Source organism: Vibrio sp. 10N.286.48.B8 (genome assembly GCF_003050085.1).
Lineage (GTDB): Bacteria > Pseudomonadota > Gammaproteobacteria > Enterobacterales > Vibrionaceae > Vibrio > Vibrio crassostreae.
Genome location: NZ_PIGD01000006.1, coordinates 182,535 through 205,162, shown reverse-complemented (window position 1 = coordinate 205,162; position 22,628 = coordinate 182,535). Strand labels below are relative to the sequence as shown.

Annotated in this window: 21 protein-coding genes; 10 read left to right on the top strand and 11 right to left on the bottom strand. The window is 44.6% G+C overall.

The genetic code is table 11. The features are described 5' to 3' along the window. Positions 1–280: 280 nt before the first annotated feature. Positions 281–1,735: a cardiolipin synthase gene (gene cls, locus CWO08_RS09875; protein WP_108020357.1), complete on the top strand. Its 1,455-nt coding sequence runs from the start codon at positions 281–283 to the stop codon at positions 1,733–1,735. A gap of 181 nt (positions 1,736–1,916) precedes the next feature. Continuing rightward, positions 1,917–3,101, top strand: a complete 1,185-nt coding sequence (locus CWO08_RS09870; protein ID WP_107898767.1) for a cystathionine beta-lyase — start codon at positions 1,917–1,919, stop codon at positions 3,099–3,101. A gap of 111 nt (positions 3,102–3,212) precedes the next feature. On the opposite strand, the gene CWO08_RS09865 is transcribed toward CWO08_RS09870, so the two are convergent. The 9 genes from CWO08_RS09865 to pspA form a co-directional block, all read right to left on the bottom strand. Further along, entirely contained in the window at positions 3,213–3,683 is a 471-nt protein-coding gene (locus CWO08_RS09865) for a hypothetical protein (RefSeq protein ID WP_055320152.1), read from the bottom strand. Next, a complete protein-coding gene (locus tag CWO08_RS09860; protein WP_107898766.1) occupies positions 3,674–4,531 on the bottom strand; it encodes a winged helix-turn-helix domain-containing protein in 858 nt (285 codons plus the stop codon). The genes CWO08_RS09865 and CWO08_RS09860 overlap by 10 nt, the downstream gene beginning before the upstream one ends. A 109-nt stretch (positions 4,532–4,640) precedes the next feature. Further along, positions 4,641–5,207 (bottom strand): DNA-3-methyladenine glycosylase I, encoded by a 567-nt coding sequence (locus CWO08_RS09855; RefSeq protein ID WP_055320150.1) that lies wholly within the window; start codon positions 5,205–5,207, stop codon positions 4,641–4,643. Between the two features lie 76 nt (positions 5,208–5,283). Next, positions 5,284–8,394, bottom strand: a complete 3,111-nt coding sequence (locus tag CWO08_RS09850; protein WP_102431598.1) for an efflux RND transporter permease subunit — start codon at positions 8,392–8,394, stop codon at positions 5,284–5,286. Beyond that, positions 8,387–9,472 (bottom strand): efflux RND transporter periplasmic adaptor subunit, encoded by a 1,086-nt coding sequence (locus CWO08_RS09845; RefSeq protein WP_102431597.1) that lies wholly within the window; start codon positions 9,470–9,472, stop codon positions 8,387–8,389. The genes CWO08_RS09850 and CWO08_RS09845 overlap by 8 nt, the downstream gene beginning before the upstream one ends. 1 nt (position 9,473) lies before the next feature. Then, positions 9,474–10,508: an efflux RND transporter periplasmic adaptor subunit gene (locus tag CWO08_RS09840; protein WP_055320147.1), complete on the bottom strand. Its 1,035-nt coding sequence runs from the start codon at positions 10,506–10,508 to the stop codon at positions 9,474–9,476. 157 nt (positions 10,509–10,665) lie between these two features. Further along, complete coding sequence (gene pspC / locus CWO08_RS09835) at positions 10,666–11,052, bottom strand: envelope stress response membrane protein PspC (protein WP_102433190.1); 387 nt, start codon at positions 11,050–11,052, stop codon at positions 10,666–10,668. Further along, entirely contained in the window at positions 11,045–11,278 is a 234-nt protein-coding gene (gene pspB, locus CWO08_RS09830; protein WP_004734605.1) for an envelope stress response membrane protein PspB, read from the bottom strand. Before pspB ends, pspC begins: the two co-directional genes overlap by 8 nt. Positions 11,279–11,292: 14 nt before the next feature. After that, complete coding sequence (pspA, locus tag CWO08_RS09825; protein ID WP_102433191.1) at positions 11,293–11,964, bottom strand: phage shock protein PspA; 672 nt, start codon at positions 11,962–11,964, stop codon at positions 11,293–11,295. Positions 11,965–12,236: 272 nt separating this feature from the next. On the opposite strand from pspA, the gene pspF reads away from it, so the two are divergent. The 7 genes from pspF to CWO08_RS09790 all read left to right on the top strand — a co-directional run bounded on the left by pspF (position 12,237) and on the right by CWO08_RS09790 (position 19,421). Next, a complete protein-coding gene (gene pspF, locus CWO08_RS09820) occupies positions 12,237–13,259 on the top strand; it encodes a phage shock protein operon transcriptional activator (protein ID WP_102433192.1) in 1,023 nt (340 codons plus the stop codon). A 102-nt stretch (positions 13,260–13,361) separates the two neighbouring features. Further along, entirely contained in the window at positions 13,362–14,984 is a 1,623-nt protein-coding gene (gene sapA, locus CWO08_RS09815) for an ABC transporter substrate-binding protein SapA (protein ID WP_108020356.1), read from the top strand. Then, a complete protein-coding gene (locus tag CWO08_RS09810) occupies positions 14,984–15,946 on the top strand; it encodes an ABC transporter permease subunit (protein WP_048658331.1) in 963 nt (320 codons plus the stop codon). The genes sapA and CWO08_RS09810 overlap by 1 nt, the downstream gene beginning before the upstream one ends. Next, the gene (gene sapC, locus CWO08_RS09805; RefSeq protein WP_108020355.1) at positions 15,933–16,820 is read left to right on the top strand and encodes a putrescine export ABC transporter permease SapC; all 888 of its coding nucleotides are present in this window, start codon (positions 15,933–15,935) and stop codon (positions 16,818–16,820) included. Before CWO08_RS09810 ends, sapC begins: the two co-directional genes overlap by 14 nt. Continuing rightward, complete coding sequence (locus CWO08_RS09800) at positions 16,820–17,821, top strand: oligopeptide/dipeptide ABC transporter ATP-binding protein (protein ID WP_048658329.1); 1,002 nt, start codon at positions 16,820–16,822, stop codon at positions 17,819–17,821. The genes sapC and CWO08_RS09800 overlap by 1 nt, the downstream gene beginning before the upstream one ends. After that, a complete protein-coding gene (locus CWO08_RS09795) occupies positions 17,818–18,600 on the top strand; it encodes an ATP-binding cassette domain-containing protein (protein ID WP_017060304.1) in 783 nt (260 codons plus the stop codon). The genes CWO08_RS09800 and CWO08_RS09795 overlap by 4 nt, the downstream gene beginning before the upstream one ends. A gap of 41 nt (positions 18,601–18,641) precedes the next feature. Next, positions 18,642–19,421 carry a DUF2927 domain-containing protein gene (locus CWO08_RS09790; protein ID WP_057621775.1) on the top strand — a complete coding sequence of 260 codons (780 nt, stop codon included), beginning with the start codon at positions 18,642–18,644 and terminating at the stop codon, positions 19,419–19,421. A gap of 99 nt (positions 19,422–19,520) precedes the next feature. Here CWO08_RS09790 and CWO08_RS09785 read toward each other — a convergent pair whose 3' ends face one another. After that, on the bottom strand, positions 19,521–19,910 hold the full coding sequence (locus CWO08_RS09785; protein WP_004734596.1) for a DUF2750 domain-containing protein: 390 nt from the start codon (positions 19,908–19,910) through the stop codon (positions 19,521–19,523). 150 nt (positions 19,911–20,060) lie between these two features. After that, positions 20,061–20,966 carry a manganese-dependent inorganic pyrophosphatase gene (locus tag CWO08_RS09780; protein ID WP_048658327.1) on the bottom strand — a complete coding sequence of 302 codons (906 nt, stop codon included), beginning with the start codon at positions 20,964–20,966 and terminating at the stop codon, positions 20,061–20,063. 201 nt (positions 20,967–21,167) lie between these two features. Here CWO08_RS09780 and CWO08_RS09775 point away from each other — a divergent pair, with 201 nt between their 5' ends. Further along, positions 21,168–22,382: a putative manganese transporter gene (locus CWO08_RS09775; RefSeq protein WP_108020354.1), complete on the top strand. Its 1,215-nt coding sequence runs from the start codon at positions 21,168–21,170 to the stop codon at positions 22,380–22,382. Positions 22,383–22,628 lie beyond the last annotated feature (246 nt).

The window sequence follows — 22,628 nt, the reverse complement described above, 5'->3', positions numbered from 1 at the left end:
CACCTAAAAGATTTGATTGACGCTCGTATATAGCAAGTAAACCAGTTTAAGAATAAAATTGGAAGCCCGAACCGTATATATTTCGTTACCAATGTAAATTTTTATGGTTAAATGCCGCCTTTTCATACAAAACAATCGTTTTCGTCTTAAGTTAACCAAAACTTAACAACTATAACCTGTTTACAGCTTTAGCTCTAATTTGTAAATAGTTGATTCCTTAAATTCCCATATCCGTAAAATAGCATTACTATCTAAGTGTCTCTTTTTTCGAGTATTCAATGTGGAAAAGCTCTACCATTTTTTAACTTTAGCTTCTGTCGCTTTATACTGGGTACTTGTAGCCGGTGTGACTTTCCGTGTCGTACTAAAACGACGCTCTGTCAGCGTTTCTCTCGCGTGGTTGATGGTTATCTACATTATCCCAATTGTAGGTGTCGCTTGTTACTTCCTTTTCGGAGAGCTAAACCTAGGTAGGAAAAGGGCTGAACGCGCACATCGCATGTTTACTCCATTTGGTGATTGGTTCCGAAAACTAGATGATTGTCAGCTCCACCTTCCAGGAAAGGTCGGCTCCCCTATCCACAAGATTGATGAACTTTGTAACAATCGGATGGGCATTCCTGCACTCAGCGGAAACACACTTTCACTGCAAGCTTCTCCCAATGAGATCTTACACGCAATTATCGAAGATATAGAAAATGCCCAAACCAGTATTAAGATGGTTTTCTATATTTGGCACCCTGGAGGATTAACTGATTCGGTTGCTTCCGCTCTCATTCGAGCTGCGAAACGTGGTGTGGATGTTAAAGTTTTGCTTGATTCTGCAGGTAGCCCGCGCTTTTTTAAAAGTCACTGGCGCTTAATGATGAAAGACGCCGGTGTGCAAGTTGTACAAGCATTGGAAGTAAGCCCTTGGCGTATTTTCTTACGTCGTCTAGATCTAAGACAACACCGTAAAATCATCGTGATTGATGAAACCATCGCCTACACTGGCTCAATGAACATGGTTGACCCCGCTCACTTCAAGCAAAATTCAGGTGTTGGCCAGTGGATTGATGTAATGGTACGCGTAACGGGGCCAACCGTTAATGTACTTTCGGCAATTCATGGTTGGGATTGGGAAGTGGAAACGGGCGAGCGCATCCTTCCTGATTTACCTGAATGTCCGGTTGAAGAGGTAATGACGCATCACCCTGTGCAAGTCGTGCCATCTGGTCCAGGCATGCCGGAGTATTTGATCCTGCAAGTTCTAACCATTGCGATTAATCAGGCAAACCATTCTGTTCGTATCACAACTCCCTACTTTGTACCGAGTGCCGATTTATTAGAAACACTCAAAATGACAGCGCAACGCGGTGTCAATGTAGAACTGGTCATCCCACACAACAACGACTCATTAATGGTTAAGTGGGCTTCGCGCGCTTTCTATACCGAGTTACTTGAAGCCGGCGTTAAGATTTACGAGTTTTACGGTGGGCTTCTTCACACCAAATCGGTAGTGATCGATGAAGAATTTTGTTTGATCGGAACGGTCAATATTGACATGCGCAGCCTATGGCTCAACTTCGAAGTGACGCTAGCCGTAGATGACGTGCACTTCACTCAGCAGCTCTCTGAACTACAACAGTCTTATATAGAATCATCTCACCCAGTAGTACTAGAACAGTGGGAACAGAGAAACTTGCGAAATCGCTTCTTTGAAAGGTTGTTCTATTTGTTCAACCCTCTTCTGTAATACATATGATGAGTCGATTGCGGCTCATCACTTCCTCCCGTAAGTTTTTAACCTTTCACCATTGATTAAGTAAAAGGTTAAAAAGCGAAAGAAAAGCGTAAAAACTCCTGCTCCCCTCTTGCTTTGAAGACTATTGGCATGTTTTAAATAGAAGATAACCGATTGATAAGGAATTCACAGCATGTCCGAGAACAAAACCACTAAGCTGATCACTGCAGGTCGTGATAAGAAGTGGACCAATGGTGTCGTTAACCCACCAGTACAGCGCGCTTCAACTGTCGTATTCAACTCAGTAGAAGAGAAGCGTAAAGCTACAATTAACCGCGCTAACAAAACACTTTTTTACGGACGTCGTGGAACCAATACTCATTTCGCCTTCCAAGATGCCATGGTGGAAGTGGAAGGCGGCGCAGGCTGTGCACTCTACCCTTGTGGTACGGCAGCAATCTCTAACGCCATTCTCTCTTTTGTAGAAACGGGCGACCATATTCTGATGGTCGACACCTGCTACGAACCGACTCGTGATTTCTGTGACACCATCATGAAGAAGATGGGTGTAGAAACAACTTACTACGAACCAACAATTGGTGAAGGCATCCAAGACCTTATTAAGCCAAACACTAAGGTGCTGTTTACCGAATCTCCGGGTTCTGTCACCATGGAAGTTCAAGACATTCCAACGCTCGCACGTATTGCTCATGAACATGACATCATTGTTATGTTAGACAACACTTGGGCTGCTGGTGTTAACTTCTCACCGTTTGATTTCGGTGTTGATATCTCGATTCAAGCAGCAACCAAATACATCGTTGGTCACTCTGATGTGATGCTAGGGACTGCGGTAGCCAATGAAAAATGTTGGGACCAGTTAAGAGAACAGAGCTACCTGATGGGGCAATGTGTTTCGCCAGATGACGCTTACCTCGGCCTTCGTGGTATTCGTACTCTTGATGTTCGCCTACGCCAACACGCAGAAAGCAGCTTGAAAGTGGCAAAATGGTTAGAGACTCGCCCTGAGGTTGACCACGTTCGTCACCCTGCGCTTGAATCTTGTCCTGGTCATGAGTTCTTTAAACGAGATTTTACTGGCGGGAATGGCTTGTTCTCTTTCGTGCTGAAGAACTCAAATACCAAAGCGACCACAGCGCTACTTGATGGTATGACGCACTTTAGTATGGGTTACTCATGGGGTGGTTTCGAAAGCTTGATTCTAGCGAATGAACCAAGCAGCTTTAACAGCCTAAGAACAGTAGCGAACCCTAACTTCGAAGGGACTTTGATTCGTGTTCATATCGGCTTAGAAGACGTTGATGATCTGATTGCAGACCTAGAGGCAGGATTAGAGCGTTACAACGCGCTCATTTAATTAAAATCGTTAACAGACTCAGACCAAAAAGGCAGGATATTCCTGCCTTTTTCAATTCAGCGTATCAGTAGCCTGTAATTCCAATACTGCCACAAAGTGCTTTATAAGCCGTTAACGAACGTTAAAACACGCCCAATTGAATATTTCAGTTCGATGTTCATTGAACATATACAAAGACTGATCCTTCACTGCAATAGCGTAGTCAATCGTCACCCCTTTATACTCACTGTAATCATTGTTAATAATAGGATCATGAAAAGGCGTTGCAGTTCTCACATCAATAATACTCATCGACAAACTATCCCCATCAAGGCCATAGTAACCAGAATAAAGATTTTCCATTGTAGCTTCGTTACCGTCTTTCTCAGTTATCGTCACAAACTCTCTCATACTAAAAGTTTGGTCAGACTGAAAAGTAATGCTCATTCGCTCATAAAGCGATTGATACGGTTGGAATGCCTGAGATAAAAAATCCGTTTTTAGCGTTTTACAGTGCCAGCGAGTGCCAGCCAATGCGTTCTGTTCCAGAAAAAAGCTTGCTGTAGCAATTGCCAATAGAATGAGTAAGCCAATTAGTCGCAAAAGTTACTCCTCTTTTCCATGTACTGAGTAAACGAATCAAAAGACGACTCTACATTGAAAATAGAAGCGCTATAGTTCAAAGCCTCACCACTCTTCCTTTGAATCAACATGTATAGCGTATCATCTTCGGGCTGGTCTACTGATGGGTAGATACGGACAAAAACATCAACATTGCAGTGGCTAGGTATCACATCCGTTAGCTTTTTAGTGATCGCAGGCAACGAATAAGATTCATTGTGCGCAACATGGAAAAAGTAGTGATTAGTATTGTCTGTGTAACTGCCGCGGTACTCGGCTTTATCAATAAAATAAGGCAGTGGCGTATAATAGGTTTTGAAAAGATTGAACGCCGTTACGACGACACAAATCAATGCGACTAAGTAGCCCGCTTTAATTAAGTGCGCATTACTCTTTGAATCTGAGGGTTCTAATTCAGTTGCAGCCAACACTTCTTGATCGACAGGTGAAGAGTTTAATTTAGATGCCTTCGCAGTCATTTGAGAAGGCACAGTTTCAGTTTTACTAGGTTTTATCGATTCATCGATTACAAGTGAATAACCCGTTTTACTGACCGTACGAATCGTTGCACAGCCACAAGTCACTCGCGATAGCGTTTTTCTAATCTTAGATATCACGTTAGTGAGCGCTTGCTCTGAGACAATCACATTGCCCCAGCACCTATCAAATATTAGGCCTCGTTCAACACACTCACCAGCATTTTCAAGTAAGAACAGAAACACCTTACCTTCTATCGGCGCGATAGTTTCTACGTGGCCATCGTCACGCACAAACTGCCGAAGCAAGGGATCATAACTAACATCACAGATTTGGTAGCTTTGTTGTTTCACTATCGTCTTCTAGGTTTGAATTTGGTCGCATATGATATTGAATAGTTTATAAATGACCAGTGAATTTTCCTATATTAACGCAATTATTTTTCGACGATAAATAACACCTTTATTTGTGCGGACAACCTACGATATGGTCATTAACCATGCCTGTCGCTTGCATGAACGCGTAACAGATTGTTTCCCCTACAAACTTAAAGCCTCTCTTCTTCAAAAACTTACTCATCGCTTTAGATTGCTCGGTAGAAGCGGGAACTTGAGACATCTCGGTCCATTGATTCACAATCACCTCATTATCAACAAACTGCCATAAAGCATTTGAAAGAGAGCCGAACTCTTTCTGTAATTCAAGCGTAGCTCGCGCATTGTTGTATACCGAAGCAATCTTGCCCTTGTGTTTAACGACATCGAAGTTTTCAATGATGTGCGGCACGTTGTCTTCATTCAACTCAGCTAACTTGTTTAACTCGTAATTATCGAATGCGGCACGATAGCCTTCACGCTTTTTGAGGATTGTAATCCAACTTAGACCCGCCTGAGCGCCTTCCAAGGTAATGAACTCAAACAGAACTTGGTCATCATAAACAGGCACGCCCCACTCTGCATCGTGGTACTCCCTTTCAAGCTCGTGTTTAAGCGCCCATGCGCAAGTTCTATCCGATGTATTTACTTCCATTTTTTATTCTCTTCTATCAATCGATATATAAAAATAATGCCCCATTTAGGGGCATTATTTCAAAGGTTAGTTGACATTAAGCCACTTCAATTTTATGGAATAAACGATACAGCACAGGTACTACGATTAGCGTGAGTACAGTCGCAAAGCCTAAACCAAACATGATGGTTACTGCCATTGGTTTGAAGAAGATATCCGGTAGTAGAGGGATCATACCTAGAATCGTGGTGATCGCTGCCATACATACCGGACGAACACGACTCAGTGCCGCATCAACAACCGCTACATATGGATCTTTACCTGACTTCATCTCAATCTCAATTTGATCAAGCAGTACGATACCGTTCTTCAGAAGCATCCCAGATAGACTCAGGAAGCCCAACAGCGCCATAAAGCCGAATGGTGTATTCAAGGCTAGCAAGCCTGTCGTCACCCCTATCAACGCCAATGGAACCGTTAACCAAACAATCAGAGGCTCTTTCACCGAGTTAAACAAGAACACGGTAATTAAGAACATGAACAAGTAACCAAGAGGCATGGTTGTGAACAGTGACGCCTGTGCATCTGCTGACGACTCATATTCACCACCCCATTCCAATGAGTAACCCGGAGGCATCTCAATCGCTTCAATTTGTGGTTGTAAGCGTTTCTGTAGAGTTGATGCTGTCTCTTCACCCAATAGATCAGGGTCCGCCATTACCGTCAGCATACGCTTACGGTTCTTACGGATGATCAGTGGGTCTTCCCACTCTAACTCATAACCAAGTGTTACTTGTTGCAGCGGGATGTACTCACTTAATGCCGGGCTCCAGATCTTCATACCTTCAATGTTACGAATATCAACACGCTCATCTTCAGGTAAACGAGCCACAATAGGCATCAGCGTCGTACCATCACGGTACACACCAATCGACTTACCAGAGAAAGACATCGCGAGGAAGTCATCGACATCAGACTTGGTGATGCCATAACGACGCGCTTGACTTTCGTTGAACTGAGGCTCTAACACCTTAGTTCTATCACGCCAATCATGACGAATATTAAATGCTCCAGAATCAGATCGCATGATATCCATCACTTGAGCGGCAATTGAACGTAATACTGTTGGATCAGAACCAACAATTCGCGCTTCAATCTTCGCACCACCACCAGGGCCTAATTCAATCTGCTTGAGCTTATAGTCGATCTCAGGGAACTGACCATTTACGTGCTCACGAAAGCGTTTCATCAGCCCTTCAAGCACTTCGTAGCTCTTCACACGGACCGTTATTTCGCCATACGCGCTATAACTTTTCTCTGGTGCGTAAGTCAGCATGAAACGTTGCAGGCCTTTACCCGCAGTCGTCGTGATGTGCTCAACTTCGTCCTGATCAGCCAACCAACTCTCAAGCACTTTAAGCTTGGTATTGGTCGCTCGAATATCAGTACCTTCCGGCATCCAGACGTCAACTTGGAACATCGGTGTTGTCGAGGATGGGAAGAAGGCTTGTTTTACAAAACCAAAGCCGTAAACGCTTGCGCCCAAACCAATAATCAGAACAAACATGGTTAACCAAGCACGCTTCATACAGAACTCAAGGAAGTTTTTGTAGATCACAAAAACCATCCCGTTGTATGGGTCTTTACCTTCGTTCTCTGAGTCGACCTTTTGACCTTTAAAGAACATGTCAGCAAAGAACGGCGTGAGCGAGATGGCAGTAAACCAACTCAGCATCAAAGAAATCAGTAGCACTGTGAACAAGGTGCCACAGTACTCACCTGTTGAGTCCTCGGATAAACCGATAGGAGCAAACGCAGTCACCGCAATCACCGTTGCCCCCAACAGCGGCCATTTGGTTTGGGTCACGATATCGGTGGCGGCCTGCATCCGGGTTCGCCCCTTCTGCGTGCCGATCAATATCCCTTCCACCACCACAATGGCATTATCCACCAGCATCCCCAGAGCGATAACCAACGCGCCTAATGAGATACGTTGAAGGTCAATCTTGAAGTACTGCATGAAAATAAAGGTACCGAAAACGGTCAACAACAATATCAAACCGATCAACAGACCAGAGCGTAGCCCCATGAAGAACAGCAGAACCACGATTACAATCGCAACCGCCTGCCCCAAACTCACCACAAATCCACTTACTGACTTATCTACCTCTTTGGGTTGGTTATAAACCTCAGAGATATCGATACCGATGGGCTGCTGATATTTCAGCTCGGCGAGTCTTCGGTCAAAGGCTTCACCCACCGCCACAACGTTTACACCTTGCGCAAAGGATACCCCAAGGTTGAGCGCAAGCTTGCCATTGTAGCCAATGATGTTAGTAGGTACTTCAACATAACCACGAGTTACCTCTGCCACATCTTTCAGGTAGATAAGCCCTTGAGCGCCACCTTCTGTCAGAATCAAATCACCCAGTTGCTCTACATTCTGGAACTCGCCCGTAGGGTGGATACGAATGTATTCGTCACCAATTCTCACCGCACCTGCACTGGAAACAATATTTTGAGTCGATAAAAGGTTAAATACTGTGCTTGGAGACAGACCTAATGAGCTTATCCGTTTCATCGATATCTCAATGAACACTTGCTCTTGCTGCTGGCCGGATACCGAGACTTTACTGACCCCGTCGACCAGCTCTAATTCTCGCCTTAGGTAGTCAATATAATCGAGTAACTCTTTATAACTGTAGCCATCCCCCGTCACCGCCAACAAAATCCCGTAAACGTCACCGAAATCATCGATGACTTGAGGATCGTTGACGCCGGGTGGCAGTTCAACCTTAAGATCATTCACTTTTCGGCGAAGTTCATCCCAAATTTGCGGAAGATCGTCCGGGCCGTAGTTATTCTTCATCGTTACCGTTACCTGAGACAGGCCACGGCTTGAGATAGAGTTCACTTCGTCCACATAAGTAAGCTGTTGAATCGCTTTCTCTAGCGGATAGGTCACTTCCTCTTCCACTTGCTGAGGGGTAGCCCCAGGGTAAGAGGTCACTACCATTGCATCTTTGATGGTAAAGGCAGGATCTTCTAGACGACCCAAACCAAAGAATGCAGAAACACCACCAATAAGAAAGATCAGAGATAGCATCCAGCTAATGACTTTGTTACGTATAAAGTAAGAAGCAACACCTGTGATCTGATCATCACCCTGTTGATCGTCATTTTGAGGCTTGTTATTTACTTCACTCATTATTCGTCTCCTGAGGCAATACTTCCACTGTCATCCCATCTCGCAATCGCGATACGCCTGCAACAACGACATGCTGCCCCATTTCTAATCCTTTCATGATCTGCAAAGTTTTCTGGTTTGCTTTTCCTAACACGACTTGCTGCTTCGAAACGGTATTGTCATCATTCAAAACCCAAACAAATGAGTTCGTTCGGCTCAGTTCATCGCCATCCGCATTGAACACCGCCTCAATTGGAACCAAAACACCGGCTTTCAGTTCTAAACCAATATCTCGCCCATGAGAGGTAACATCGACAGCCATACCATCAAGAATCAAATCATCTTCGGGCATCGGCAATGCCAAGGTAACCGTAAAGGTACCAGTGCTTGGGTCTGGCTCTGTCGTATACTCTTTTATGCTCGCTGGATACTCATTACCACTCGGAACTCTCACCAGAGCTTCGATAGTCTTTAGTACCGCATCATTCGGTTGATTTACATATATGCGGTCTGGTAACTGGATAATGACTTCAACATCTTCGACGCTGTGAATATTGACAACTTGCTGACCGACTTGAATATTTTCGTATTGATCAACACTGACTCGGGAGATAATCCCATCAACAGGTGCAAGAAGCTTAGTAAAGGATAAGCGTAACTTAGCTAGCTCTAACTCGGCATACGCTATTTGGCGTTGAGCTGCAATTTCATCAAACTGAGATTTAGCCAACAGCCCTTTTTTGACCAACGGACTAGAGCGTCTATATTGGCTATTGATTACCGTATATCTCGCCTGAGCGTTATCAACATCTAATTGGTAGTCTGTAGGGTCGAGCTCGGCAATCAATTCCCCCGCTTTAACTCGCTGGCCTTCTTTGACATCAAGCTTAAAGATCTCACCCGCGACACGAAAACTGAGATGCGCTTTCTCTGCGGCATTCGCCACTGCTGGAAAGTACAGCTTGTCATTGAAATCCAAGACTGAAATTTCAATCGCTTTGACTAGGGGTGTATTGTCGACTTCTATTTGTGGCTTTTCTCCGCAAGCGGTTAGCAGAACTAAACATGACAAACCTGTCGCTAATTTAAATGCACTCATGTTATAGCCCCCTTTCCTTGATCCACTCTCGGACTTTAACGCCGGGTTCAAGACCATTAACACCAGAGGTTACGATGCGGTCTCCATCATTAAGCCCAGAGACAATGTGACGCTTTTCATCAATCACAATTGCCACATTCTCAACAATACCGTCACTGTTTACGCGCCAAACTGAAACATCGTCGCCATCGGTCATCATTGCTGAGGTTGGAATTTTCGTCGCAGCTGCTTTGGCAGAAACCAAATTTACGGTTCCCGACATACCAGGTAGGATGCCAATGTCAGTAGGTCTCTCCATTACCATGGTAACTTTATAAGAACCAGTTTTAGGATCCGCTTCGGTATCAACCTCTTGAAAAATCAGTTCATAAGCGTTGTCAGGAAACGCATCAAATACCATAGTCGAATCAGTTTCAAACCCGGATGAATAACGTGTAATTAGGCGATCAGGCAATAAAAATACGACTTTGAGGATTTGATTGGTTTGAATATTCATGACTCCTTGCTTCGCCGCTATGTATTCATGGTTTTCAGCTGGGATAATGGAGATGGTGCCATCGTATGGAGCAACAAGAGTGGTGTAGCGTAAATTAGCTTTCGCTTGATTGAGCTCTGCTCTTGCAGAGTTATGGTTCGCTTTTGCTTGGTCAAAATCTTGCTCAGAAACGACTCGGTCTTTACGCAATTTTATTGCACGTTGATATTGAACGTCAGACAACTTGAAATTCGCTCTGGCTTGTTTCTCCAACAATTGATATTCATCAGGGTCGAGCATTGCTAAAGGGTCACCTTTTTGCACGCTTTGTCCCGCTGTGACATCGATAGTTTGAAGTAATCCAGGTACACGGAAAGCTAATACCGCTTTGTCACCCGCTTCGGTAGTGGCAGGAAAAGTTCGTTCAAAAGCGTTGCTACCGACGGAGACAGTGAAAAGTTTGGCGGGTCTAGATTCAGGTTCAGGCACGGGAGGAAGCTCCTTACCACACCCAGACAACCCAGCTAAGGCCGTCAATAGGACAACGGAGGCTCTATACATTGGTGTTCATCCATATCTATAAATATTTTTATAACATAGATTAATCACATGTAACTTGCCAGTTATCGTAAGATTTATTTAGACAAAATTATTAAAAAAAATAACGGCTTGGGATAAATTTTCCTAAACCGTTATCTAATTTTTTGAGGTTTTAACACTAGATGTTCTTAAATGCGCGATCAACTTTGAAAGTGTCGGAGGTGACATAAGCTTCCATGTTGCGGACACTGGTCTCTAACTTCTGGAAATCCCCCTCTAAAGTGCCCAGCAAAGACTCTGCAGTCTGCCCTTTTTCCCAAGGCTTCTGCTTCAACGTGTGCTCTTGCTTAGCTTTCATCTGATCGACATACTGAGGTGGTTGTTTTTCAAGCATAAATGTCAAAGCTAAATACGCTAACAAGACCAGAAAACTCCCCCCAAGCAGTGCTGCAGAGATAACTAAGATGCGAACCAGCCAAACTTCAAGGCCAAAGTAGTTCGCTAAGCCCGCACACACACCAGACAATTTGCCGTTAATCGTGTCTCGATACAGTTCTCTATTCATAGTTGCGTCTCCAGTTAGGCGACTCCGCATCCAGTATTTTTTCTAGTGTCTTCACACGATCTTGCATAGATTCCGCTTGCGCTGAAAGCTTGTGCAGACGCTGAAGATCCGTTTCTGAAAGACCGTTACTGGATTTCTTCTTGCTGCGGTAATGTAAGAATAACCATAGCGGAGCCACGAAGATCAAGAAGACAATCAGTGGGCCTGCAATTAGAAATGTTGACATAGAAAACTCCTAAATTATTTATCGCGGTTTTCAACTTGTTGCTTCAGTTTCGCTAGCTCTTTTTCAATTTCGTCTTGAGCTTGTAGCTCTGCAAACTCTTGATCTAAAGATTTTGCGTTGCCTGTTTTTGCGTAAACGTCTGCCTCAGCTTCTAATTCATCCACTTTACGCGAGAATTGCTCAAACTTCGCCATTGCTTCGTTGGTTTTGCTTGAATGCAGATGTTTTTGAACATCACGACGATTGCTCGCAGTATTATTGCGAATCATCAATGCTTGTTGCTTTGCACGAGTTTCTGCAATTTTAGTTTCTAGCTTGCCAATCTCACTGGTTAGCTTCTCGATGGTTTCATGAACCAATGTTTGTTCTGTATGAAGGCTCTTGATGATGTCTTCAAGTTTTTGCTTTTCAATCAGCGCTGCTCTCGCCAGATCTTCGCGTTGTTTAGTCAGTGCTAGTGTCGCTTTATTTTGCCAATCTAGAATCTGAGTTTCGATAGCTTCAACTTTACGCGCTAGCTCTTTCTTGTCTGCGATAGCTTTTGCCGAGTTAGTGCGAACTTCTACCAGCGTGTCTTCCATTTCTTGGATAATCAGGCGAATCATCTTTTCAGGATCTTCAGCCTTATCTAATAGTGCACTGATGTTTGAATTTACAATGTCTGCAAAGCGAGAAAAAATACCCATGAGGAACTCCTTAATTACAATGATGGCAAATGCGTTCTAAATCGTTGTTCGACTCTTTACTCACTTGCTCGCAAATTTACGTTTGTTGTTAAACCTACCATAAGTAATCCAAGTAGCATGCCAACTTTTAAGCCATTTATTATCATGCACTTACAATACAATGGTGATTAACCCGAGACATGCTATGATGAATTTAGCCAAGTATTGGTATTTTTCACCACTATAGCCCTAACATGACCTTCTTCAGTACTTAAACCGCATAAGGACCCACTATGCAGCAGAACCTCATTGGTGAATCCCCTAGTTTTCTCTCTGTTTTGGATAAAGTTTCTCAACTGGCTCCAATCGAAAGACCCATTCTGATCATTGGCGAGCGTGGTACGGGTAAAGAATTGATCGCACAAAGGCTGCATTACCTTTCAAGACGTTGGGATCAACCTTTGATCTCGCTGAACTGTTCAACCCTCAGCGAAGGTTTGATTGATTCTGAGTTGTTTGGTCATGAATCCGGTTCTTTCACGGGCTCAAAAGGCCGTCATCAAGGCCGCTTTGAAAGGGCGGAGGGCGGCACTCTGTTTCTTGATGAGCTGGCAACAACCCCGCTTGCAGTTCAAGAAAAGTTGTTACGTGTTATCGAATACGGACAATATGAACGTGTTGGCGGCCAAAAGGCTTTGAGTGCCAATGTAAGACTGGTGTGTGCAACCAATGCCGACTTGCCTGAGATGGCTTTGAAAGGCGAATTCAGGGCCGATTTACTCGATAGATTGGCGTTTGATGTGATTACTATCCCGCCGCTTCGTGAACGTAAAGAAGACATCACGTTATTGGCAGAATACTACGCAATTAAGATGTGTCGTGAATTGGAATTGGAGTTGTTTGTCGGCTTTGCTCCATCAGCCGTTGAATCGCTATTGGAGTACTCTTGGCCAGGGAATGTACGAGAGCTAAAAAACGTCATTGAGCGGGCAATCTATCAGCATGGTAAGAATCCATATCCTATTGAATCTTTGGTGTTTAACCCATTCAAACCAGCATGGAAAACAGAACAAGATTCGACGCCAGAAACTGGCAATGCTCAGTCCAACAGCCATACTTCATCTGATAGCGCTTTTTCTTTGCCGTTGGATTACAAAGCATGGCAGGAACAGCAAGACATCAAGCTACTCAATCAAGCCTTAAAACAAAGCAAGTACAACCAGAAGCAAGCCGCTGAATTACTTGGGTTAACCTACAACCAATTACGAGGAATGGTGAGGAAGTACGCGATTGTCGGACAAGCTAACGATAAATAGCTGCCCACACTAGATTATTATTTGGAGCCGAATAAATAAAATGTTAAATTGTCCGGATCTTGAGGCTCCTCTAACGCCTCGTTTCGAAAAGTATTTCTTTTTATGAAAGCACTAATAAAACTATCACTGAGCATCTGCACGCTGAGCTTTCTAGCTGGATGTGGTGAGAGTGTGGATCACGAGCAAATCCGTGAAAAAGGCTTCATTTATTGCGGCCAAGGTAATCCTAGTACCTTCAACCCACAGCTGGTTGATAGTGGTATTACCGCAGAATCACTGAGCCCTCAAATCTTCGATACACTGCTCACTCTTGATCCGATGACTTACCGACCAAAGCAGAACTTGGCGACAAGTTGGTCTGTTGATAAATCTGGTACAGAGTACACGTTCAAACTGCGCCCAAATGTTGCGTTCCAAACTACAGACTGGTTCACCCCAACTCGTAGCATGAATGCGCAAGACGTGGTGTTTAGCTTCGAACGTGTCATTGATAGTTCAAACCCATTTCATTATGTAGGCGGTGGCCTATATCCATGGTTTGCCGGAATCGACTTCAAAAACCTGATCGTCGATATCACTGCAGTTGACGACCTAACGGTGAAATTCCAATTAAGTCGCCCAGACAATTCATTTCTCAACAATATCGCCACCAGCTATGCGGTCATTCATTCTAAAGAATATGCCAATAAGCTCATTGCTGCGGACGAGAAAAATCAAATCGATTCCAACCCGGTCGGCACTGGTCCTTTTTACTTAGACGAATACCAGATCAATGACCTAGTTCGCTTGAAAAAAAACAAGCACTACTGGAGGGGAGAAGTACAAATGGACCAAGTTGTGTTTGATACTTCACAACGTGGGACAGGCACACTTGCCAAGCTTCTCCGCAGTGAGTGTGACGTGTTGAACTCACCGATTTCTAGTCAGATCCCTATTATTCAAGCTCATGAAGAGCTGAAAATTTCTGCTACACCGGCGGTTAATGTCTCTTTCATCGCGCTGAATACTGAGCACCCTGCACTACGCGATTCTCGAGTTCGTAAAGCGCTCAACCTAGCCATCAATCGTCAGAACATTCTTGATTCTGTGTATTACGGCACAGGTACTAAGGCCTACACATTGCTTCCTCCTACGTCTTGGGCTTACCAAAAAGACAGCGTTCAAGTTCGTTATGATCGAAACTATGCAATTGCGCTTCTCAAAGAAGCTGGTGTTGAACCTGGATTAGAGCTTTCGATGTGGGTACCACTAGAGCCACGCGCATACAACCCAAGCCCAAGAAAAACCGCAGAATTGATCCAAGCAAACTTGGTCGATATTGGTATCGAGCTGAAACTCTATACCGACGATCGATTTGACCGCACACAGTTATCCTCTATTTCCTCAACAGACTTGTTGCTTACTGGCTGGATAGGCAATACGGGGGATCCAGATAACTTCTTGCGTCCACTTCTATCATGCAGCTCAGAACGCGCAGGATTAAACGTCTCTATGTGGTGTAATTCAGACTTTGATTTCCTTCTCGACTTAGCATTAGAGATCAATCAACAAAGGCACCGTGTGAACTTGTATCGACAAGCCCAAAACATTCTCAATGAAGAAGTTCCTGTGATCCCTCTCGCTCACGGCGTGCAGTTCCGCGTGCACGATCGTTCGCTAACCGGTTTTAAACAGAGCCCGTTCAATGCTCAACCTTTTGACCAAGTCAGAAGAGAGGTGCAGTGATGTTTTGGTATACATTAAGACGTGTAAACTTATTCATTATTACGTTGGGGATTCTGACGTTAGTAGGTTTCGCCCTGCTTCGATTAGACCAAACCTCACCTTGGGCAATTCAAGATTTCTGGCCCGGTTGGATCAGCTATATCACTGAATTATCGACACTAAACTTTGGTCTAAGCAAACACGGTGTACCTATCATCGATGAGTTGGCCGTTGTATTCCCTGCAACGTTAGAACTGTGCTTCTTTGCCTTTGTGCTTGCGCTGTTTATCGGCATCCCTTTCGGCACGATTGCAGGTATGAGACAAGGTAAGTTTGTCGATACGACAATATCGTTTACCTCTATGGCCGGTTACTCTGCACCTATATTTTGGGTCGCATTGTTGATGATCATGGTATTTTCTCTGCACTTTGAAATGTTCCCGGTTGGCGGTCGATACGACCTGCTTTACGAAATTGAACACGTGACTGGCTTCGCGATGATAGATGCCTTTTTTGCCGAAGGCCGTTACCGTGCACACGCACTACAAAGTGTTATCGAGCATATGGCGTTGCCTTGCCTTGTTTTAGCGCTCGCCCCAACGACTCAGGTAATCCGATTGATGAGAGCATCAGTAGCTGAAGTGATGACTCAAAACTACATCCGCGCCGCGCGAATTAAGGGTCTATCAACTAGAGAGATCATCACTCAACACGTGTTGAGAAATGCAATACCACCGATTATTCCTAAGGTCGGCGTTCAACTATCAAGTATGTTAACGCTTGCTATTATTACCGAGTCTATCTTTAACTGGCCGGGTATTGGCCGCTGGTTATTGGATGCATTATCGAATCAAGATTATGTTTCAATTCAAGCAGGCGTAATTGTAGTGGCAACCTTGGTTTTGACTGCAAATATTCTGTCCGATCTACTGGGCGCGATGATCAATCCACTGGTAAGGAAGGAATGGTATGCTAACAAATAACGTCTACCAAGAAGAACAGATTCCAACCCAGTTCGAACGTTTCTGGCGCAGCTTCCGTAGCAACAATCTGGCGATGTTTGGCTTGTGGTGTTTGGTGCTTATCATTCTGGTTACCGTCACTTCACCGTGGTTAGCACCGCATGATGCACAAGAGCAAACGGGACACCTTCTAACCCCTCCCTCGTGGGATCCTGCGGGTACGGTTGAATACTTTCTAGGTACTGATGACTTAGGCCGAGACATTCTTTCTCGCCTAATAATTGGCTCTCAACTTACTTTCGGCGCTGCGGTGGTGATTACCTTTATCGCAGCAGTCATTGGCTGTCTGATTGGCGTACTTGCCGGGATGACGCGTGGGTTGCTATCAAGCACGCTCAATCACCTGCTTGATACCGTGATGTCAATCCCATCTCTTCTGCTGGCGATTATCTTCGTAGCATTCCTTGGCTTTGGTGAGTTTAATATCTTGCTTGCCTTGTGCTTGGCACTGATTCCGCGCTTTATTCGCTCGGTGTACATTGCCGTGCACGCTGAAGTAGAGAAGGACTACATTCTGGCATCTCGCCTTGATGGTGCGAACGATTTCTACCTACTATGGAACTCAGTCCTTCCTAACATTCTTACCGTGGTCGCTCTTGAAGTGACTCTGGCACTGTCAGTTGCAATTCTTGATATCACGGCCTTAGGTTTCTTGGGGCTTGGCGCTCAAGCACCAAGTACGGAATGGGGCTCAATCTTAGGTGATTCGGTCGAGTTGATTTACCTTGCGCCATGGACAGTAACCCTACCCGGCTTAGCTATTATGTTTACAGTTATCGTGATTAACCTCGTCGGTGAAGGTGTTCGCCAAGCGCTAAATGCAGGAATCGAATAATGCCGTTACTTGATATTCGACATCTAACCATCGAAATTGAGACCCCTCAAGGCATGGTTAAAGCAGTAGATCGAATGAGTATTACCCTCAATGAAGGGGAAATTCGTGGCTTAGTAGGTGAGTCTGGCTCAGGTAAGAGCTTGGTTGCAAAGGCAATTGTCGGGGTTTGTAAAGAAAACTGGAAGGTTTCTGCAGACCGAATGCGCTTAGGTAATATCGACCTGCTGCAACTGACGCCGAAAGAAAGGCGACGAGTGATCGCACGCGATATCGCGATGATCTTCCAAGAGCCATCGACCTGTCTTGACCCTTCTGAAAAAGTAGGCAACCAACTCATTGAAGCGATTCCTTCCCACGCATTTGAAGGTCGTTGGTGGCAGCGATTTAAGTGGCGTAAGAAGCAGGCCATAGCGTTACTGCACAAAGTAGGTATCAAAGACCACTCTCGTCTAATGGACAGTTACTCTTATGAACTGACCGATGGTGAGTGTCAGAAAGTCATGATCGCAATGGCGATAGCTGCCAAACCAAAAGTCTTAATAGCGGATGAGCCAACCAACGATTTAGACCCAATTACGCAGTCTCAAATACTGCGTCTGTTGAGTCGTATGAATCAGATCAATAACACGACCATCGTGCTGATCGGCCATGACTTAACGACCATTACCCAATGGGCGACTCGTATTACCGTTATGTACTGTGGCCAATCTGTAGAATCTGCTGATACGCAGAAACTATTGGATGCACCTAAGCACCCTTACACCGTTGCTTTGCTAAAAGCGATGCCAGACTTTAACGACTGGATTCCCCACAAGGAGAAGCTACAGTCTTTACCAGGATCAATTCCGCCGTTGCAACATCTACCTATTGGTTGTCGGTTAGGCCCACGTTGCCCATACGCGCAAAGGCAATGTGTGGAGATCCCACATACTAAACGTATCAAGAACCATAAATTTAACTGTCACTTCCCTCTGAATATGGAGAAGAAAAAGAAATCATGAGTGCATTATTAGAAGTCAGTGATCTATCTAAAGACTTTACGACTCGCTCTGGTCTTTTTCGTAAGAAGATTCATCAGGCGGTGAAGCCGGTTAGCTTTTCCCTTGAAGCAGGCCAGACGATTGGTTTTATCGGTCAGAATGGCTCTGGGAAATCAACATTAGCGAGAATGCTCGCAGGCATGGTTGAACCGACTGCGGGCGAGATCCGCGTGAACGGCGAAAAGCTAGAACACAAAGACTATTCAACTCGTTGTAAGCTGATTCGAATGATCTTCCAAGATCCGAATACATCACTTAATCCACGCATTCAGATTGGTCGAATTCTTGAAGGCCCATTGAAGCGAAATACCAACATGCCACCAGAAGCCCGTATGCGCCGCGTGAAAGACACGTTATTACGCGTTGGTCTCCTTCCGGAACATGCTTACTTCTACCCTCAGATGCTTGCTGCGGGCCAGAAACAGAGGGTTTGTTTGGCTCGTGCCTTGATACTTCAGCCATCCATCATTGTCGCTGATGAAGCGTTAAATGGTTTGGACATGGCAATGCGCTCTCAAATTATTAACTTGTTCTTAGAGCTGCAAGAAGAGATGGGCGTGTCGTTCGTTTACGTATCTCAACACCTAGGTATTGTTAAGCACATCACCGACAAGATCATCGTGATGCACGAAGGCAATGTGGTTGAGAGCGGTGAAACGGATCAAGTGCTGACCAACCCAACTCACCAAATCACGCAAAGACTGGTTGAGAGTCATTTCTCCAAAGCGCCCAACCACTAAACTGGTTTCGCTTTTTCACTCGCCACTAGAGGGGGTAACGCATGCTAACAAAAGCTTCAATGCTTCCCCTCTTGCTTGCAACTCTCTGCTTTAACGCCGTAAGCACTCCGCTTACTTGGTTAGATAGAACCTTCGTTGAAAATGCGTTTTATAACGTCGCGCTGCAACACGAATATTCCCAAGGCAATAAACCACTCGCCAAATGGAAACAACCGATCAAGATTTGGATTGATCATCGAGTGGGCGATGAAGAACTGCATCAAGAGCTCACCGAGCTTCATATCCAACATCTATCCGAAGTCACTCAACACCCTATAACAATCGTCAGCAAAGAATCTGAAGCGAACGTTAAATGGATATACACGAGGCAGAGCCAGTGGGTGTCAGAGGCGAAATCGGTACTGAAACTCAAATCGACTCAGCATTTAAATAACGCTATCTGCACGGCGGGTTATCGAACCAATTCTAAAAGTGAGATTGTTTACGCTGGGATTGTGATTCCCGTAGATCAGGCAAGATCGCGAGGTAAGCTAGTCGCCTGTATCGTAGAAGAGATCACACAGGTTCTAGGTCTGCCGAATGATTCAGATAAAGCCTACCCTTCTATTTTCAACGACCACACGCCAGAAGAGTTGTTATCACCTTTAGATGTGGTGCTACTGCAACTACTGTATGAACCAGAATTGAAAGCTGGAATGACAGAATCGGAAGTAAAGCCTATCGTTCGAAAGGTACTGAAGAGATACAGTAAAACAGGTGTGCTTCAACAAGCTTCTAGAGCCGCACAGCAAGCGCCCTTGTATCAGTTGATTGGGTATTGAAGGAATATACGTTGGAAGTAGCTGAGATGTGCTAATTGAATGATAGCGCTGCCTAAGAAAGGCAACGCTGACTTACGATGTTACTGTATAACGAAAGAACTAGCGCTTAGCTGCCTGTTTCTTCAACTCGAAATCGAACTCATCAGGGAACAAGATAACGCCCTCTTCTTGTTCGTTCGGGAATACCACAACAGCAAGCTCGTCGTCTTCTAGACCATTCGTCCAGCGACTATGCCATTTGTTTAGCGAGATAGACTCAGCTTTACACTCAGACCAATCACCCGTTGCCCATGACTCTGCGAACTCTTGGTTTGGCCATACTGGAACACAGTCTTCATCTTCTGTGTTCAGCATTACACAACCGTGTTCATCGGTTAAGATCCATACTTCACGGTTTGCTACGATTTCTTTCACACAGTACTTCAGGCGTTGCTCGCCCGTATACTTGTTGATTTCAGCGATTTTTTTATCGTCTAGCTGTGTAGTCATCTTAATTTCCTACTTTAGTCAGTAACTTTGTTCTTAAAGCTATTTTATGCCGAGTACTTTTAACTTCAAACATTATCGATGAAGAAGAAAATCTACTTCAAAGAAAAACGCCTGCTAAAGTAGCAGGCGTTTATTATTTAAGTGACTTGATTAAACAAGCTCACCTTGTAGCCAAGGCCAGCCTTGCTTCTTACGGCTTAGTGTATTTTCCATCATCAATACGCCGTCTTTCTCGTGCTTAACTAATTTCTCAGCCCACTCACCTTTGTAAAGAAGACGAGTTTGCGCAGTAGTGATGTCAGTTAGCATTACCGCAGCAAATGCTAGACCGTCTTTCTCACAACGCTCTTCAAGATCAGCTTCTAGAGCTTCAATCATGCCGTCTACTTGCTCAAGAGTCGCAAGTTCAACTTGACCAACAACAACATCGCGACCATTGAATGGGTAGCCTTTAAGGTCTTTTTCTACTAGCTGTGCAGCAGATAGGCCTTCGATGTTTGTCTTAGCGATTAGAAGTGCTTTGATGAATGCATCAACGTCTTCTACACCTGCGATTTCAGCAAGTTCAGCAACCGCGTCTTTGTCTTTTTGAGTACATGTTGGAGATGCGAAACCAACTGTGTCTGAAAGAATTGCAGACATCATTAGCTTAGCGATTTGTTGAGAGATAGCGTGACCTTCAATCTTGAACATGTTGAAAAGTACAGTGTTTGTACAACCAACAGGCCAGATCCAAGCTTCCATTGGGTTTACTGTCATCACATCGCCTAGACGGTGGTGATCGACAATACCTACGATCTCTGCTTCAGCAACATCGTCTGGTGCTTGTGCTAGATCTGAGTAGTCTACTAGCCAGATTTTCTCACCAGCAACAGAAGTACGAAGCTCTGGTTTTTCAGCGCCAGCAACTTCTAGAATGTGTTGAGTTTCGCGGTTGATCTCGCCTTGGCGAATTGGTGTCGCTTCCTCGCCACGAGCTTTAAGAAGCTCTGTTGCAACTAACGCACTACAAATACTGTCACTATCAGGGTTTTTGTGACCAACAACTAAAATCATGTTTCTTCCTATTACACTAACAATTATGACTCTACCTTTAGAGCCTCTCTTTATTAGCCATACTTTACCTCATTTTTTTAGATTGGTCATGTTTCGTAGGTTTAGCCAATAGTAACAATAGATAAAAAAACAACAAATGCAATTGATAATTATTATCATTCGTATATATTTATCTTAAGCCACTATTGTTGAGTAACACCTATGGATCGACTAATCTCTTTTTTGCCAAGCAGCAGCGCTGCGAAAACAACTCAGTTTTCACTCTCATTTAAGCGCCTGCTTTTACCCATCTCACTAGCAGCATTGGTTGCAGCCCCGGCTACACGAGAGCTGACGGTGACCACGCTGTCAGACGCCTTCTGGGCAGTGTCTTGCTACGTTGCTTTAACTTTGGCTATTTACCACGGGTTAAGCCTTTACATCAACAAAGACAATGTATTCAACAAGCTTGTCCATCAGTCTCGTCCAAACCAAGTGGTGTTTGCCGCTTTGATGGGCGCACTGCCCGGTTGTGGTGGTGCGATTGTGGTTACTACACAGTTTATATCCGGCAAACTTGGGTTTGGCGCGGTAGTTGCGGTGCTCGTCTCAACCATGGGTGACGCGGCGTTCCTGCTAATAGCGAGCGAGCCTAAGACAGGTTTAGCTATGATGGCGATGGGCGTCATTGTAGGTACCGCATCAGGCCGAATCATTAACTTGTTTCACGCAGACGACTTCTTACGCCCGAAACAAGCAGAAAAAAGTGATGCCACCAACAGCTGCGCTTCTCTATCTCAAGACAAAGAATCGGTCTCTAAAAAAGCGATAAACCTGCAAGGTTACCTTTGGTCTGTACTGATTATTCCTGGTGCTGCAGTTGCCCTACTTGGCTCTTTTCAAGTCGATGTCAACGAGCTGCTCGCTTTGCCTGAAATGTCAATGGAATGGGTGGGAACAATTTTACTGATTAGCTCAATGTTTCTGTGGGGGCTGACCCGTGAAATTGAGGATTACAAATCAGCTGTGAGTGAGGACGAAAAATGTGTAGGCTCTCATCCACTGCAAAAGACCGCTCAAGATACAAACTTTGTTACCGCTTGGGTGGTGGTTGCCTTTCTTTTCTTTGAATTTGGCTCTGTCATTGCAAATGTCGATTTTGCGACGCTATTCTCAAGCTGGGGTATCATGCTCCCCCTGGCTGGCGTGTTGATGGGTTTGCTACCGGGCTGTGGACCACAATTATTGGTCACTAGCTTATACCTTTCAGGCGCACTACCACTTTCGGCTCAGGTAGGTAACGCAATTTCAAATGATGGTGATGCACTATTTCCTGCGATTGCGATGGCACCGAAAGCAGCACTGGTCGCAACCTTGTATTCAAGTGTGCCCGCTTTAATCTGTGCTTATGGCTATTGGTTTATGTTTGAGATCTAACTTGATCAGAGTTAACTCCATAGGCTTCTGTAAGGTCGGTACTTTGTATCGGCCTTTTTGTTTCCGCGTCATTGCTTCTGTCACCTATCTCAAACAGCACGTTACAGCCTATCTCAAAAACGCCCTCTATTCGCCTTGTCACAAGGCTTATTAGAAACAGCAACACAGATATCTAAAATACAAAAAGCCCCTGTAAGAGTGCTTACAGGGGCTTTAATTCAAGCTTTAATCTTAGCTTTTAAGCGA